Genomic DNA, 13,271 nt, shown 5'->3' with positions numbered 1-13,271 from the left:
GAGGGCGTTGCTGTGAGCAAGTTCGACATCTGGGGCTACCACCCGAACGCGGGCTACCAGCAGGGGGTCGACATCGTCGGCTACAAGGTCGAGGCCACCGACGGCGGCATCGGGAAGATCAGCAAGCACTCCGAGGATGTCGGTGCCTCTTACCTCGTCGTCGACACCGGGGTGTGGATCTTCGGCAAGCACGTGCTGCTGCCCGCCGGGACGATCAGGCTGATCGACACTGCCGCGGAGACGGTCTACGTCGACCGGACGAAGGACCAGATCAAGGACGCCCCCGAGTTCGACGAGGCGAAGCACGCCGGCGATCCCGACTACCTGGAGCAGTTCGCCCGGTACTACCGGCAGCCGCACATGTAGAAGCCAATTCCACTCTCGCCGTGGACGCCGTAGCCGGCCACGGGGCCCAGTCCGCCCTGCGAGCCTCCGCGCTCGGGGAGTACCCGGCCCCCAATGCCGGGCACCGGTAGCGGGGGCGGTCCCACGGATCCGGCCGACCTGGTGACGTTACCGACCCGCGCCGACACGATGACCGTCACCTCACGCGCGGGTGGGGGCTCGCCCTCGAAGGTCGGGGCAACCAGGCGTCTGTCGAAAGTATTTTCTAGTAGATCGTCAGGCCGCCCGGCTACGGTGCGAGCATGGTGAATTTCGTGCTGGTTGCAGGTGCGCGGCTCGGGGCGTGGGCGTGGGGCGAGGTGGTGCCGTATCTGCGTGCGGCCGGCCACGGCGTCTATCCGTTGACGCTGTCCGGTCTTGCTGACAAGCGGGGTGTACCGGCGGGGCAAGCGACTCACGTCCAGGACGTCGTTGCCGAGGTGGAACGCCTGGGTCTGCGTGACGTGGTCCTGGTGGGTCACAGCTACTCGGGCATCCCGGTCGGTCAGGCCGCGGAGCGGATCGGTGACCGACTGGCCCGCGTGGTATTCGTCGACTCAAGTGTTCCAACCGACGGCGAGTCGTTTGTCTCCGCCTGGCCGGACGGCGGGGCGGCAGTGGAGGCATCGATCGCCGAGAACGGAGGGTTCTGGCCGCTCGCGCCAGCTGCTCATTACGACGGCGAAGGTCTCACCGATGAGCAGATCGCACGCCTCGTGCGTGGCTCGACGCCTCACCCAGGTGCCACGCTGACCGAGCCCGCTGTGCTGGCGGGGCCGCTCGGTGAACTTCCGGCGACATACATCCTGTGCGTGATGCCGGGGGCCGAGCCAGACGACGCCGAGCCGGACGACGATGTGGCCGAGCTGCTGAACAGCGAGCGGTGGCGGCTGGTCAAGATGGACACCGGCCACTGGCCGATGTTCTCCCAGCCGCGCGAGCTGGCGCAGATTCTCCTCAATGCTGCCGTGGAGTGAGAGCACCTCCACGTCTGCGGGCTTGTGTTGGACGCGCTTGATGAGTGCTCGTCACAGCCATTCGCCGATGGCCGCTATGAGGACGGTCGCCTCGTAGCGGACCGCTGGCTTGTCGTATCGCGTGGCGACGGCGCAGTACCCCTTGAGGCGGACACTCGACCGCGTGGCGCTCACGGTGGTCGACTGGGCCGAACCTCGGCGGCCGGCCGCGGCGAGAGCCGCGCTGCTAGCGGTGGTGCGCCTTGTCGACCTTGTCCGGGTTGGTGCAGCGGATCCAGCGGATCCCCCGGCGATGCAGGAAAGCGCGGTTCTTGGGGGAGGCGTACGCCTTACTGGCACGCACCGATCAGGACGGACGCGCGGTCGGCCGGCCCGATGCGGAGCACGCGGACCTTCCTCAGCACGGGTTCGAACTGCGGCGAGTCGCCGCGCTGCCCGGCCGTCAGCACGATCGACATGGGCTTCTGGCCCTGCGCGACGGCCAGGTGCACCTTGGGGGTGAACCCGCCGCGCGACCGTCCCGGTCCATGATCTCGGGGCTCGGTGAAGACACCACCCGGCGGTTCCTTCTGAAGATCCCTGCTTCCGGGCTCCAGCCGCGTGCTGATGGGCGCGGCACACCGTGGAATCGACGCTCAGATCCCACACGATCGCACCCTTCGCATCGGCCAGGAACTGGAGCCGGCTGAAGACCCGGTGCCAGGTGCCGTTTCACTGCCATCCGCGGAACAAGTCGTAGATCCGGCCCCGCGGGCCGTACTCGACGGGCACGTCCCGCCACGGAACGCCCGTTCGGACCCGGAACCGTATGCCGTCGGTCAACTGCCGCAGGGGCCGAACAGGCGGCCGCCCCGCCTTCGTACCCCGTCGGCAACAACGGCTCCCACACCGCCACTGTTCATCAGGGGGATCACCCCGCCCCATGAACGAAGATCATTCATGGAGAAGGATTCACTTCGATACGGACCTTAGTGCGCGGCGGCGCCGCTCTCGGCGTGGTGGGCGGCGGTCTCGTACGGCGATTCGTTTTCGGAACCGGAGGAGGGGAAAACGTTCCGGGAAGCCTCTCGCCGCGCTTGTTCCATCAGCCGACGGAACTCCTCTTCCGTCATCTCTTCCACCTCCCGGCCGCTTCGCTTTCTGCCCGTGCTTCCCGTGGTGTTCCTCACCGCCGGCGCCCCCGGACAGAAGTCGCCGCCCAGCCGCCCCGAGGAACACCCGCAATTCGCCACGTCGAGCAGGGCAGCCCACGGCCCGACGTCGCCATCGCCGAGCGCCCGGCACCGGGCAGGGACACGGAAGGCCTTCGTGTATCGGCTGCCGCAGGCGGTCCCGAAGGACAGCATGGCCATCGGCGGTACGTGGACAGCCGGTTACGAGCACTTCACGGCCGGCGCGGACGCCCGGCTGGCGATGAACTACCAGGCCAGGAGGGTCCGTCTCGTCCTGGCGGGCGACGGCCCGGTCACCGGCACCTCCGACGGCAAGCCCCTGAAGACCATCCGGGGCAGCGGCACACCGACCCTCTACACCCTCGTCGACGACGACAGCTCCCACCGGGCACGGCTCGACATCCGGCCGGCGCCTGGGATCGAGGGCTGCTTCTTCACGTTCGGCTGACGGACCGGTCCGTATCCGCCTCGCCTCCGGCGGCTCCGGACGGACCGACGAACAGCCGCGGACCCGGAGATCCACGGCTGTTCGTCGGTCCGTCGAGCGGTGGGGCGACCGTCACTTCGGCATCAGGACGGTGTCGATGATGTGGACGGTGGCGTTGGAGGTCGGCACGTCGCCGCAGACGATCTTGGCAGTGTCGTTGACGACGAAGGCGTCGCCGGAGCCGTCGGTGGTGAGCGTGCCGCCTTGGAGCGTCTTGAACGAGCCGTCGGCGAGCGCGGCCTTGTCGACCTTCTCGCCCACCACGTGGTAGGTGAGGATCTTGGTCAGGGTGGCCTTGTCGGCCAGGACCTTGTCCAGGTCCGCCTTCGGAATCTTCGCGAAGGCGTCGTTCGTCGGTGCGAACACGGTGATGTCCTCGGCCTTGTTCAGCGTGTCGACCAGACCGGCCGTCTGGACGGCCGTGACGAGCGTGGACAGCTCCGGGTTGTTCGACGCGGCGGTCGCCACCGGGTCGTCGGCCATGCCGTCGAAGCTTCCGTCACCCTCGGTGGGTACCGCGGCACAGCCCGGGCCGAACGGTCCGTCCGCGTCGGCGGCGAACGCCTGCGGAGCGAGCACGCCCAGCGAGACCGGGAGTACGACGGCGGCGGCAGCGGCCGCGATGCGGCGTGTGAGATGCGAGGTGTTCACGATGATTCCTCCTCCTGGGCCCGAACCCGAGGCGGGTCCGGCCATGAGTGGGACGGTGTCCTCACCAGGTATTCGGTGCGTCACCCCGAGCCGGATGGCTCACGAGCGGGAAAGTTTGTTTCTGCGCCCGACCCGGCACCCCACGACACGCATGCGGCGCCGTCGGCCACGACTCGTGTGCTGGGCCGGGGCGCGGTACGCAGCCGGCTCCAGGCGAGGCGATGGAGGATGCCGTCGATCACCATGCGGTGCTCGCTCCACCGCCAGCCCGCCAGCCCGCTCGCCCGGCCCGTGCGGGCAGGAGCGGCTCCAGCCGTGCCCATTCAAGATGTGTCGGACCGTCCCGCCCTCTGTCGGGCCCGGTTCTCCCGGTGCGGATCAGGCGGTTACGCGGTGGCCCGGCGCGCGTACACCTCTATCTCGATCTTCATGCGGGGGTCGGCGAGGCCGCACACGAGCATCGTGGCGGCCGGCCGGACATCGCCGAAGCAGCGGCGGAGGACCGGCCAGCAGGGCTCGAAGTCTTCTCGGTCGGGGAGCAGGTAGCGCACCCGCATCACGTCGGCGAAGGTGGACTCGGCCTCGGTCAGCGCGGCCTCGATGTTGCGCAGACACTGTTCGGCCTGCTCCACCACGTCCTCGGAGATCGTCATGCTGGTGTAGTCGAAGCCGGTCGTCCCGGACACATGCACCCAGTCGCCGTCGACCACGGCACGGGCATAGCCGATCTGCTCCTCGAAGGTCGAGCCGCTGAGGATCGCGCGTCGCTCTGTCATGCGCCGAACGCTAAGCGGCCTGCACAGATACGTCTAATACATCCACAGGCATGACCTGATATCTCTAGGCATATGGACCGCCCTGAAGTCCCCTTCCCGCAGCTGCACGCCTTCGTCGTACTCGCCGAGGAACTCCACTTCGGCCACGCAGCCGCCCGCCTGGGCATCGCCCAGCCGCCGCTGAGCCAGCAGATCCGCCGCCTGGAGGACAAGGTCGGTCACGCGCTGTTCAGCCGCGAACCGGGACGTGTCACTCTCACCCCGGCGGGTCGCGAACTGCTGCCCGCCGCCCGCCGGGCCCTCACAGACCTGGCAGACGGCCTTGCCGCAGCCCGGGCCATCGGCAGCGGCGAGGCCGGCTGTCTGCGTGTCGGTTTCGCTGCTTCCCTCGCCCTGACAGTCCTGCCCGGCCTCCTGCGCACCTTCCGGCAGAGGTTCCCCGGCGTGCACCTGGACATCCGTGAGATGACCACCGCGCCACAGATCGCCGCCCTGCACGACAGAACCATCGACATCGGCCTGTTACGCGAACCCCCCGCCGACGAGGCGGAGCTCAGCTTTCGGACGGTACTCAGCGAGTCCTTCGTGGCTGTGCTCCCGACCAATCACCCCCTGGCCGCGCAACGGGTCGTTCGGCTTGGGCAGTTGGCGGACTCGCCGTTCGTGCTGCTGCCACGGGAGGCCGGCCCGCAGCTGCACGACCAGATCGTCGAACTGTGCATCGCAGAAGGTTTCACACCGCAGGTGGTCCAGCAGGCGGTGGAGTGGCAAACCGTGTGCGCGCTCGTGGAAGCCGGCCTGGGCGTCTCCCTGGCCCCGGCGAGCATCCGACGCATCCGCCTCGAAGGCGTCGCCTTCCGCAGGATCGAGCCCAGCACCACCCGCACGAGAGTCGCCGTCGCCTGGCACAAGAACGACCAAAACCCCCTGGTCACAAACCTGCTGGCGATCCTCGTCCAAGACCCGCCGGACAGGCACTAGCCGCGACGGCCTCGTCGTACGCGCTGTCACCTCCCAGAACGCCTGACCCGCCCCGTATGGCCGACTGCTCCTCGGAATACGTGGTGCGACCAGCGGAGCTGTGTCCGTCGCCGGCTCGACGGGGACTGCCGCATAATCCTCGGGTGTCCAAGACTTCCGTACCGATACCGTCGGGTTCCGATTCCGAAGGCGTTCCTGCCTGGCTGTCCGTCGATGCGGCGGCCTGGGCGGGCGCCCGCCCAGGCTTGTGGGCGAGGCCGCTCTGGCCTGTCCTGGCATTGCTCGCGACGGTGGTTGCTGCGATCGCTCTGGAGCCGGTTCCGGTGTGCAGCGACGCGGTCCCGTGCGGTCCGGACTGGATCGGCATGGTGCAGGTGGGCCTGGCCGTCGGCTTGTTGTACTGGTTTGCCCGGCTTCCGGAGCTCACCCTCGTCGCCGCACCGGTTCTGGCGGTCATCGTGGCCTGGGAGGAGTTGCCCTCAGCCGGATGGGCATCCCTGGTGGCGAATCTGGCGGTCATCGCGGCCCTCGGCTTCGGCTGGGCAGCGGCGTGGGCCCGGCTGGGCACCCGGCAGAGGCAGCGGCGGCTCATCGAGACGACAGCTCGTGCAGAGCAACGCCGCGTGGAGCCTGCCCGCCCGCTGAAGCGGGGGGCGATCCCGATCGCCGCCGGGCTGGTGCTGTGCGCCGTGGCCGTCGGCGCGATCGCCCTGGGCCTGCGCGCCGTGCACGTGGACGAGGGGCAGGCCGCTCGGGCGACGCGTACCGAGGCCGAAGTCACGGGCCGTACGGACATGTCGCTGCGTGTCCGCACCGACGACGGACGTCGCATCACTGTCGACGCCCTCTTCCCCGAGGACTACAGGCTCGGGACCACCGTGGCGGTGCTGGAGGGCGAGGGGTGGCGGCGCCTCGTTGCCGAGCCGTACGACGCGTTCGGCTGGCAGTTGCTGGTCCTCGCCTGCGGATTGCCCGGGCTCTCGCTGGTGACGACGGGATCTCTGGCACGTCGACGTGCCGCAGCGCTGCACCACGGACCGGTGCCTGCCCTGCGGGTGCTGGAGCGGCTGGACCACGAGGGCCGGACCTGGGTCTACGCCGCCGATGACGCCGCAGGGAGTACACCTCTGTTCGCCTGTACCTGCGTACCGGCGTTCCCGGTCGCGGATGAGCACGAGGATCTCGGCGCGGAGATCGATGCCGCCGACGACATCGACGACATCGACGACACCGACGGGAATGACGACGTCCCGATCACCAGAACGAGGCTCCGTGAAGCCGTCATGCTCGGGGCGCCCTACGAAGGCGCCGAGCTGGTCTTCGTCACCACGGGCGCCGATGGGACGTCCGAGGTGACCCGCACCATCGGCCCTGTCCGGATGCCTCGGCCCGGCAAGGGGCCGGCAGGGGGTGTCTCTGCAGGTTCAACGGGGGCAACGCCGGCACAAGCTCACTGACGGGCGACGCAGCAGGCCACGGGTCCGTAGGGCCGTGGCCAGCCTCGCAGGACCTTCTGGAAGTACCCGTGGGGCCGCCCGCGCGGACGGCGAGTTCAGCGCCGATCCGAACTCCCCGCCCGCTCGGCACCCGCGAGGCGATCCACCGGCTCGTGCCCGAGTCGTACGGCGGACGCGAGGACCTAACGTCGGGTACCCGGCACGTACCCAGGGCGTGGAGCCCCGTAGCAAGTTCCGGCCGCCGCGGGCTCAGGGAATGATGACGACTTTGCCTCGGGTTCGACCGGTTTCGCTGAGGTTATGCGCCGCCAGCTGCGCGACATCGTTGTGGGCGACCATGTGCATCGCGCTCACCCCGGCGTCGGAAGGCGGCTCGATCGGGGTGGCGATCGGGATGATCCTCCCGCCCGGCCGCACCAGAGGCGCCAGAGCGGTGGCGTCCGGCGCGCTCAGCGGGACCAGATTGAGCACGGTGTCCACCCGGCCGTCGAGCGAGGCACCCACCGGCCCCGCGGTGTAGTCGATCACTTGGTCCGCCCCCTGCCGCAGGACCGCCACGGTGCTCCGCGGACCGGCCGTGGCGATCACCTCCGCTCCAGCGTGCTTGGCGAGCTGTGTCACGACTGGCCGCGGAACAACCCGCTGTACTACGGGTTTTAGAGCGGCGATGAGGCCAGCCGGTAGACGGCCTGACCGGGATCCGGCCTCACGATCAGGCCGTCATCGGCGAGCGCGCGCAGGTGCCTGCGGGCCGCTTTGCCCGCGGCCTCGCCACTTGTCTGCTCGTACCCGGCGACACGCAGAGCCAGCACGGCGCGCTGCGTGTCCCAGATGCCGTCCAACGCCTGGATCACTGCGGCCAGCGCCTGCTTGGGCAGCAGCTTCTCGGTCATCACATTCTGCTCTTCCGGTATGCGCTACGGCATGGTGTCTGCCGGGTTCTGCGACGAGCATTCCCCAGCTTGGTTGGTTGCGGTGCAGAGATGTGACGCTGAGATTGATCACCGTCGTCGATGATCGATTCGGCCGCCAAGCTCTCTCGCAGCCAGACGGGATCGGCCAGGGCTCGGTCGAAGACCGCTTCGCCGAGTCCGGAGGCCAGCGCCTTGCCGCTGGTGTAGCGCCGCAGCCGGCCGCTCAGCACGGGGGTTGGGGTCGCCGTCCTCTGGGGAGGGTGGGTTCGTGGCGAACCAGTCCGGCACCCCGGTTGCCAGCCAGTGACGCTTGGCACTCGATGCTGTCAGGGGGACCTGATCGACTGCTTGTCACCGAGAGGACCTGACGATGGTGTGCCTGCGTCGCTGTCCGATGACGAGACCACGGAGCGCCTCGCCGTGCTTGACGTCGACGGGTTGCCGTCCGCGTGATCGAGATCGAGCGACGCGGCCGCAGTGAGCCGTTCGACGAACACTTGGAAGTCCGCAGCCAGCGGGAGTTCCAGGCTGTCGTCCACATCGAACCAGGTCACGGACGGCTCCCCGTCCTTCCCACAGGCCCGGTAGTCGAGAGCGATCCAGCAGTGACCATCCCCGGACAGCAGAACCAGCGGCGAAGGCAGGCCCCACTCTTCAACCAAGTAGGAGGTGTCCAGCACAGACAACCGGCCGTCGTGACGGCCGATACCCATCAACTCGTCAAACGGAACATGATTCTCGCTCCACGACGTCGGCATATCGGTCGGGAACGCGTTCCACGAGTCCGCCACCACACCGCCGTTCTGCACCCACAGGATCTCCAGCAAGGATGCCGGCAGACGGACACCGAGCCGACGCTCGGCGTTTTCGACGACCGCGTCGGTCAACGGTGGCTTAACCCCGTACAGCCCCTCGCCCCAGAACGTCGCCTTGACCTCTTCAAACCCCGCCACGAACGCATCCTACGGACCCCACCTGCGGTCTTGACGATCGACAGGAGCTTCAACGGCCTGGACGCGACGGCCCCCTGCCCGCCTGGGCAAAGGCTCATGCGGCTCAAGCAGGCCAGAGCCGTGGCCACCCGCCACGCCCCTCCTCCCGGCTTGACCTTGACGCGACGGCAGGGATTCCACTGGAAGTGCCAGGACCGGATCACACCGGCCGGCCGACACGATCCATGGAGCGAGGAGACGGAAATGAACGCCGACGAGAAGAACATGAACCTGGTGCGTACGGCCTACGCGGCGATGGAGAGCGGCGACCTGGAGGCCTGCGTCGAGCTGCTGGCGGAGGACTTCACCGCCCACCTGCCGGGGGCGCCCCACCCGGTGCATGGCCGGGAGGTCTGGAGGGCGGGGGCCCAGGCCATGCGGGACGGCTTCCCCGACCTGAGGATCACGGTCGAGGACATGTTCGGCGCCGGTGACAAGGTGGCGGTGCGGGTCCGTTTCGACGGAACGCACCGGGGGAATTTCCAGGGGCTGGAGGCAACGGGCCGGCCGGTCGGATTCCGCAGCGTCGAGATCTACCGGATCGAGGGCGAGAGGCTCGCCGAGGAATGGGTGGCCCCCGACATGCTCAGCCTCATGGGGCAGATCGCACCCGAGCCCGTCGCACGATGACGCCCGTGCCTTCGATCTGAGGAGCCGGACGTCCCCCGGGTGGGAAGAAGGCTCGCACCCGACAGGCTTGTCGCCCTCGGCCGGCCCACGACGGCGCCCGGTGCTCGCCCTCAGGCGCGACCGGCACCGACTCCACCGAGAGCCCCGGCCCGTCTCCTCGCCCTCCCCGCACGCCTCGCCCGCGGGGCTGACGTCGCAACCGGAGGCCGCCGCCTTCCCCAGAACGGCGAACTCCCTTTCGCTGCACACCGGGAGTTCAGCAGGGTCACTTCGCCAGCTTGCCGTCGGCCGTGACGGCGAACCACGTGCCGCCTACCCCCTGTCCGTTGGTGTCACCGGGGGTCTTGTCGCCGGTGAACCAGTACAGCGGCCAGCAGTCGACGGTGAGCTGCTTGGTGCCGTCGGGGCGGGTGAGGACGATCAGCTTCTTGGGGTCGATGCCGTCGATGTCGTTCACGTCGACGGGCTTGGCGGGGCGCCACTTCTCCAGGCAGGCGCCCTCGCAGTTGGACTTCATCGGCCAGGCCGTGTCCTTGGTGAAGCGGTACAGGGTGCGGCCCTTGCCGTCCTGGATGATCCGGCCGAGCCGGTCGTCGTTGCGGAGCGAGAGTGCGGGCAGCGGCTCTCCGGTGCCGTCCTCGTCGGCTTCGGGTGCGGTGGCGCCCGCCTTCTTGCCGTCGGGGGTGACGGCGAACCAGGTGCCGCCGACGCCCTGTCCGTTGGTCTGGCCGGGGGCGGTGTCCTTGGCGAAGCGGTAGACGGGCCAGCCCGCGATCGTCAGCTGCTTCGTGCCGTCGGCCCGATCCACCGAGCCGGTACGGGACGCCTCGACGTCTCCCGGCTGGGTGCTGCCGGCAGGGACCGGCGGCCAGGCCTTCGCGCAGTCGCCGTCGCAGTTCGAGGCGGAGGGCTTGGCGGTGTCCTTGTCGAAGCGGTAGAGCGTGAACCCGGCCGCGTCCGTCACCACCGTGCCAAGACTGGGGTCCTGACGGGTCGCCAGGGGGCCGGACGCCGCGGCCTTCGCCCCGCCGGAAGGCGTGGCGCCGTAGCCGTCGGACCCGCTGCCGCTGCCCGTCGAGGCGCTCGCGCCGGCCGGGGCCGGGACCGCGGACCCGGCGCCGCTCTCCTGCGTTCCGCAGGCCGTCAGGCCGAGGAGGAGTGCGGTTCCGGCTGCGGCGATGGTGAGCTTGTTCAGGTTCGTCATGAGAACACCCCTGTTCGGATACTTCATCGGTATCTGCTTGCATCGGAGACACGAGGCCCGTCAGGGGGTGGGTTCAACGAATCCCGAGGAATTTTTTTTCGGGGACACGCGAACGCCGGCCGGCCCCGAGTGTCGGGACCGGCCGGCGTTGGCGTGCGAAGCGCCGCGCACGGGCGGAGGGGCAGGGATCAGGCATCCAGGGGTACGGTCACGAACCGTTTGCCCTCCTCGTTCTCGACGACGATCTCCCGCACGTCCTTGGGGTCGACCGCCGCCGATCCGTCCAGCGACGCGCCCTTGCCCTCGCCCGAGTGCTCACCGGCCCCCACGACCCAGCTGCCCGCGGTGGTCCGGCTGCCGTCGCGCCCGACGACGACGAGCGTGCAGCGCTCGCCGGGCGGCAGCCCGGTCACCGCAGCGTGCACCCGCACCCAGGCGGCCGCCGGGGTGACCCGTACCGTCATCCGGGTCCCGCTGGCCGGGTCCGTCGCCGAGGCCACCCTTGTACCCGGTGGCGGGGGAGCCGGTGTGACCGTTCCGGTGGCCGTCGGCAGGGGCGGCGGTGGTGCCGCGACCGGTGGGCTGCCGGTCCCGGTGACCGTTCCCGCCCAGAAGACCCCGGCCAGCGCCGCGGCCGCCGCCAGGCCGGCCAGGGCCGCACGCCGCCGTTGCCCTCCCGCGCGCTCGTTCCGCATCTGCCCGAGCGTGCGCTGGAGCATCAGTTCGCCGCCCTGGGGCGGCCCGTCGAGGAACGCCTCGGGCGGTACTTCGCCGAGCGCGGTCTCCAGCTCGCGCAGCGAGACCAGCTCCTCCCGGCACGTCGAGCACTGGGCCACGTGTGTCTCGACGTTGCGGACGTCGGCCTCGTCGAGCACTCCGAGCGCGTACGGACCGAGCAGGACCTCCTCGTCGTGCTGCTGCCGGTTCATGCCACCACCTCCCTCAGTCCGGACCGGTGTTCCGGCACGCCCGGCTGATCGGTCTCATGTTCATGGAACAACGCGCGCAGCGCCTTCAGCGCGTAGTGCGAGCGGGACTTCACTGTCCCGGCCGGGATGCCGAGGGTGTCGGCGGTCTCGGCGACGCTGCGCTCGCGGTAGTAGAGCTCCGTGAGCACGTCACGGTGTTCCGGTGTCAGCCGGTCCAGCGCGCCGAGCATGCTCATCGTGTCCACGACTGCCTCGGCGTGGTCGTCCTCCAGCGGCGGCGTCGCCGGGGACTCGGCTATCTCGGTCGGCCGCGCGGCCTTGGCGCGGTACCGGTCGGTGATGATGTTGCGGGCCACCGTGAGCAGCCAGCCGCGCACCGATCCCTTTCCGTTGACCAGGGCGTCCGCGTGCCGCCAGGCCCGGATCAGGGTCTCCTGGACGACGTCCTCGGCCGTGGCCCGGTCGCCCGTCAGCCGTGTCGCGTACGCGAGCAGGGCGTTGCCGTGTTCCTCGTACACCGTCCTGATCAATGCCTCATCGGTGGAGCCCCGCCTGCTACGGGGCCACAGTGGTCCGGCCATCTCCCCGCTCCGTCCGAAGTCGCCTGTGTCGTGACCCACACGAGGCCCCGGACCGCACGGTTCACGTGATCTGCGTCACATTGCTCAAGTGTGGCAGTGGCGACCGTCGTTGAGGCAGCCGACGAGCTGCGTCATGCGGCTCTCGGCCATCACGTTCACGAACATGGCGTGATCGGTCTCGGGGCTGTGACGCTGCTCCGGGAAGGAGTCCAGCGCGATCGGTACGCCGTCGGGCAGCGCCTCGTATTCCAGGCCGATCCGCAACTCCGGCACGGCGAAGGTGTCCCCGGGGCAGACCCCGTTGGCCGCGGGGAATCGCAGATGGGACTGGCCGGTGGAGCGGGTGTCGAGCCCGTTCCAGCAGCTCGGGAAGACGAGCGTACGGGTGAGCCGGTCGCTCTCGGGGCAGCGCGGATAGCGCGTGGTGGAACGGTCGGGGAGGCTCGAACAGCCCCACTGTGCCCGCACCGCCTCGTCGGTGCGCGCCGTGAACGCCACGGCGTCCCCGGTGAGCGCGCGCAGGAACCGGGGCATCGCCACCACCTTGCCGGCCGGGTTCCCGCGGAACTCCAGTCGTACTTTGACGGGCTGGAGGATCTGGCCGGCGTTCCCGTGTCCGGCGGCCGTCTCGTGCGTCTCGGTCGCGGGCCGGTCGGTGCGGCGCAACACGGGCCAGTAGTACGTGGAGCGGTCCCCGTCCCGGCAGGTCGTGGGCGCGGACGCCAGGCTCCCGTCCGTGGAGGAGGCGTCGGTGGACAGGTTTCCCACGTACGCATGGGTGTGGTGGGCGCCTCCGGGCAGGCCCGGCGAGACGACCAGGTTGTCCTGGTTGTAGTGCCCTTCCTCGTTCCGCCCGCAGTCGACGGTGAAACTGCCGGCGGAGCCGTCCGGGCCGGGTTGAGGCGCGGGTGGGGTGGGTGTCACGGTCCGGAGGTCGACGTAATCCTCGGGCGCCGGCCCGGCGGACGGTGCCGCGTGAGACCCGCCGGTGCGTGTCGCGCTGAGGGCGCAGGCGGCGAGCGCGCCCGCCAGGATCAGGCAGACGAGCAGCATCGGCATCCGGTGTTCTCTCCCCATGCCGGTCACGTTCGCTGCTCGCCGCCGTCCCCGTCAACCACGGCCCGACCGCTGAGCGG

General features: G+C 69.7%; 18 protein-coding genes. 6 read left to right on the top strand and 12 right to left on the bottom strand.

Features of this window, described 5'->3' with window-relative positions:
* Nucleotides 1-12 precede the first annotated feature (12 nt).
* A complete protein-coding gene (locus tag DEJ46_RS00825) occupies nt 13-366 on the top strand; it encodes a PRC-barrel domain containing protein (RefSeq protein ID WP_150263485.1) in 354 nt (117 codons plus the stop codon).
* Between the two features lie 281 nt (nt 367-647).
* On the top strand, nt 648-1,361 hold the full coding sequence (locus DEJ46_RS00820; RefSeq protein WP_150263483.1) for an alpha/beta fold hydrolase: 714 nt from the start codon (nt 648-650) through the stop codon (nt 1,359-1,361).
* Between the two features lie 51 nt (nt 1,362-1,412).
* Here DEJ46_RS00820 and DEJ46_RS40430 read toward each other — a convergent pair whose 3' ends face one another.
* The 3 genes from DEJ46_RS40430 to DEJ46_RS39545 form a co-directional block, all read right to left on the bottom strand.
* The gene (locus DEJ46_RS40430; RefSeq protein WP_263411742.1) at nt 1,413-1,535 is read right to left on the bottom strand and encodes a hypothetical protein; all 123 of its coding nucleotides are present in this window, start codon (nt 1,533-1,535) and stop codon (nt 1,413-1,415) included.
* Nucleotides 1,536-1,690: 155 nt separating this feature from the next.
* Nucleotides 1,691-1,852: a hypothetical protein gene (locus tag DEJ46_RS39550; RefSeq protein ID WP_223834436.1), complete on the bottom strand. Its 162-nt coding sequence runs from the start codon at nt 1,850-1,852 to the stop codon at nt 1,691-1,693.
* Nucleotides 1,853-2,072: 220 nt separating this feature from the next.
* Nucleotides 2,073-2,285: a transposase gene (locus DEJ46_RS39545; RefSeq protein WP_223834435.1), complete on the bottom strand. Its 213-nt coding sequence runs from the start codon at nt 2,283-2,285 to the stop codon at nt 2,073-2,075.
* A 384-nt stretch (nt 2,286-2,669) separates the two neighbouring features.
* Between DEJ46_RS39545 and DEJ46_RS00810 the strand changes: the two genes are divergently transcribed.
* Nucleotides 2,670-2,981, top strand: a complete 312-nt coding sequence (locus tag DEJ46_RS00810; RefSeq protein ID WP_150263481.1) for a hypothetical protein — start codon at nt 2,670-2,672, stop codon at nt 2,979-2,981.
* A 111-nt stretch (nt 2,982-3,092) separates the two neighbouring features.
* On the opposite strand, the gene DEJ46_RS00805 is transcribed toward DEJ46_RS00810, so the two are convergent.
* Together DEJ46_RS00805 and DEJ46_RS00800 are read right to left on the bottom strand one after the other, a co-directional pair.
* On the bottom strand, nt 3,093-3,671 hold the full coding sequence (locus DEJ46_RS00805) for a fasciclin domain-containing protein (protein WP_223834434.1): 579 nt from the start codon (nt 3,669-3,671) through the stop codon (nt 3,093-3,095).
* Nucleotides 3,672-4,057: 386 nt separating this feature from the next.
* On the bottom strand, nt 4,058-4,447 hold the full coding sequence (locus DEJ46_RS00800) for a RidA family protein (protein ID WP_150263477.1): 390 nt from the start codon (nt 4,445-4,447) through the stop codon (nt 4,058-4,060).
* A gap of 72 nt (nt 4,448-4,519) precedes the next feature.
* Here DEJ46_RS00800 and DEJ46_RS00795 point away from each other — a divergent pair, with 72 nt between their 5' ends.
* Nucleotides 4,520-5,428, top strand: coding sequence for a LysR family transcriptional regulator (locus tag DEJ46_RS00795; protein ID WP_150263475.1), 909 nt, complete (start codon nt 4,520-4,522; stop codon nt 5,426-5,428).
* A gap of 143 nt (nt 5,429-5,571) precedes the next feature.
* On the top strand, nt 5,572-6,885 hold the full coding sequence (locus DEJ46_RS00790) for a hypothetical protein (RefSeq protein ID WP_190622364.1): 1,314 nt from the start codon (nt 5,572-5,574) through the stop codon (nt 6,883-6,885).
* Between the two features lie 249 nt (nt 6,886-7,134).
* On the opposite strand, the gene DEJ46_RS00785 is transcribed toward DEJ46_RS00790, so the two are convergent.
* From DEJ46_RS00785 to DEJ46_RS00775, 3 genes are all read right to left on the bottom strand, one after another.
* The gene (locus DEJ46_RS00785) at nt 7,135-7,443 is read right to left on the bottom strand and encodes a zinc-binding dehydrogenase (RefSeq protein WP_263411780.1); all 309 of its coding nucleotides are present in this window, start codon (nt 7,441-7,443) and stop codon (nt 7,135-7,137) included.
* Nucleotides 7,444-7,541: 98 nt separating this feature from the next.
* The gene (locus DEJ46_RS00780; RefSeq protein ID WP_150263471.1) at nt 7,542-7,778 is read right to left on the bottom strand and encodes a hypothetical protein; all 237 of its coding nucleotides are present in this window, start codon (nt 7,776-7,778) and stop codon (nt 7,542-7,544) included.
* Nucleotides 7,779-8,125: 347 nt separating this feature from the next.
* Entirely contained in the window at nt 8,126-8,752 is a 627-nt protein-coding gene (locus DEJ46_RS00775) for an SMI1/KNR4 family protein (protein WP_150263469.1), read from the bottom strand.
* Between the two features lie 243 nt (nt 8,753-8,995).
* Here DEJ46_RS00775 and DEJ46_RS00770 point away from each other — a divergent pair, with 243 nt between their 5' ends.
* On the top strand, nt 8,996-9,421 hold the full coding sequence (locus DEJ46_RS00770) for an ester cyclase (protein WP_223834432.1): 426 nt from the start codon (nt 8,996-8,998) through the stop codon (nt 9,419-9,421).
* A gap of 265 nt (nt 9,422-9,686) precedes the next feature.
* Here DEJ46_RS00770 and DEJ46_RS00765 read toward each other — a convergent pair whose 3' ends face one another.
* The 4 genes from DEJ46_RS00765 to DEJ46_RS00750 all read right to left on the bottom strand — a co-directional run bounded on the left by DEJ46_RS00765 (nt 9,687) and on the right by DEJ46_RS00750 (nt 13,212).
* The gene (locus tag DEJ46_RS00765) at nt 9,687-10,625 is read right to left on the bottom strand and encodes an SCO0930 family lipoprotein (RefSeq protein ID WP_150263467.1); all 939 of its coding nucleotides are present in this window, start codon (nt 10,623-10,625) and stop codon (nt 9,687-9,689) included.
* A gap of 188 nt (nt 10,626-10,813) precedes the next feature.
* Nucleotides 10,814-11,554 (bottom strand): zf-HC2 domain-containing protein, encoded by a 741-nt coding sequence (locus DEJ46_RS00760; RefSeq protein WP_150263465.1) that lies wholly within the window; start codon nt 11,552-11,554, stop codon nt 10,814-10,816.
* On the bottom strand, nt 11,551-12,135 hold the full coding sequence (locus DEJ46_RS00755) for a sigma-70 family RNA polymerase sigma factor (protein WP_150263463.1): 585 nt from the start codon (nt 12,133-12,135) through the stop codon (nt 11,551-11,553). The genes DEJ46_RS00760 and DEJ46_RS00755 overlap by 4 nt, the downstream gene beginning before the upstream one ends.
* Before the next feature lie 84 nt (nt 12,136-12,219).
* Nucleotides 12,220-13,212 carry a DUF1996 domain-containing protein gene (locus DEJ46_RS00750; protein ID WP_150263461.1) on the bottom strand — a complete coding sequence of 331 codons (993 nt, stop codon included), beginning with the start codon at nt 13,210-13,212 and terminating at the stop codon, nt 12,220-12,222.
* Nucleotides 13,213-13,271: the final 59 nt, after the last annotated feature.

The organism is Streptomyces venezuelae, assembly GCF_008642375.1.
Lineage (GTDB): Bacteria > Actinomycetota > Actinomycetes > Streptomycetales > Streptomycetaceae > Streptomyces > Streptomyces venezuelae_G.
The sequence above is the reverse complement of the archived record's forward strand: the minus strand, read 5'-3'. Positions and strand labels throughout refer to the sequence as shown.

Excerpts from the sequence above, each read along its gene's own strand:
- DEJ46_RS00820 (WP_150263483.1), top strand. The coding sequence starts at position 648 with ATGGTGAATTTCGTGCTGGTTGCAGGTGCGCGGCTCGGGGCGTGGGCG.
- DEJ46_RS39545 (WP_223834435.1), bottom strand. The coding sequence starts at position 2,285 with ATGGGGCGGGGTGATCCCCCTGATGAACAGTGGCGGTGTGGGAGCCGT.
- DEJ46_RS00800 (WP_150263477.1), bottom strand. The coding sequence starts at position 4,447 with ATGACAGAGCGACGCGCGATCCTCAGCGGCTCGACCTTCGAGGAGCAG.
- DEJ46_RS00795 (WP_150263475.1), top strand. The coding sequence starts at position 4,520 with ATGGACCGCCCTGAAGTCCCCTTCCCGCAGCTGCACGCCTTCGTCGTA.
- DEJ46_RS00780 (WP_150263471.1), bottom strand. The coding sequence starts at position 7,778 with ATGACCGAGAAGCTGCTGCCCAAGCAGGCGCTGGCCGCAGTGATCCAG.
- DEJ46_RS00770 (WP_223834432.1), top strand. The coding sequence starts at position 8,996 with ATGAACGCCGACGAGAAGAACATGAACCTGGTGCGTACGGCCTACGCG.
- DEJ46_RS00765 (WP_150263467.1), bottom strand. The coding sequence starts at position 10,625 with ATGACGAACCTGAACAAGCTCACCATCGCCGCAGCCGGAACCGCACTC.
- DEJ46_RS00760 (WP_150263465.1), bottom strand. The coding sequence starts at position 11,554 with ATGAACCGGCAGCAGCACGACGAGGAGGTCCTGCTCGGTCCGTACGCG.
- DEJ46_RS00755 (WP_150263463.1), bottom strand. The coding sequence starts at position 12,135 with ATGGCCGGACCACTGTGGCCCCGTAGCAGGCGGGGCTCCACCGATGAG.
- DEJ46_RS00750 (WP_150263461.1), bottom strand. The coding sequence starts at position 13,212 with ATGGGGAGAGAACACCGGATGCCGATGCTGCTCGTCTGCCTGATCCTG.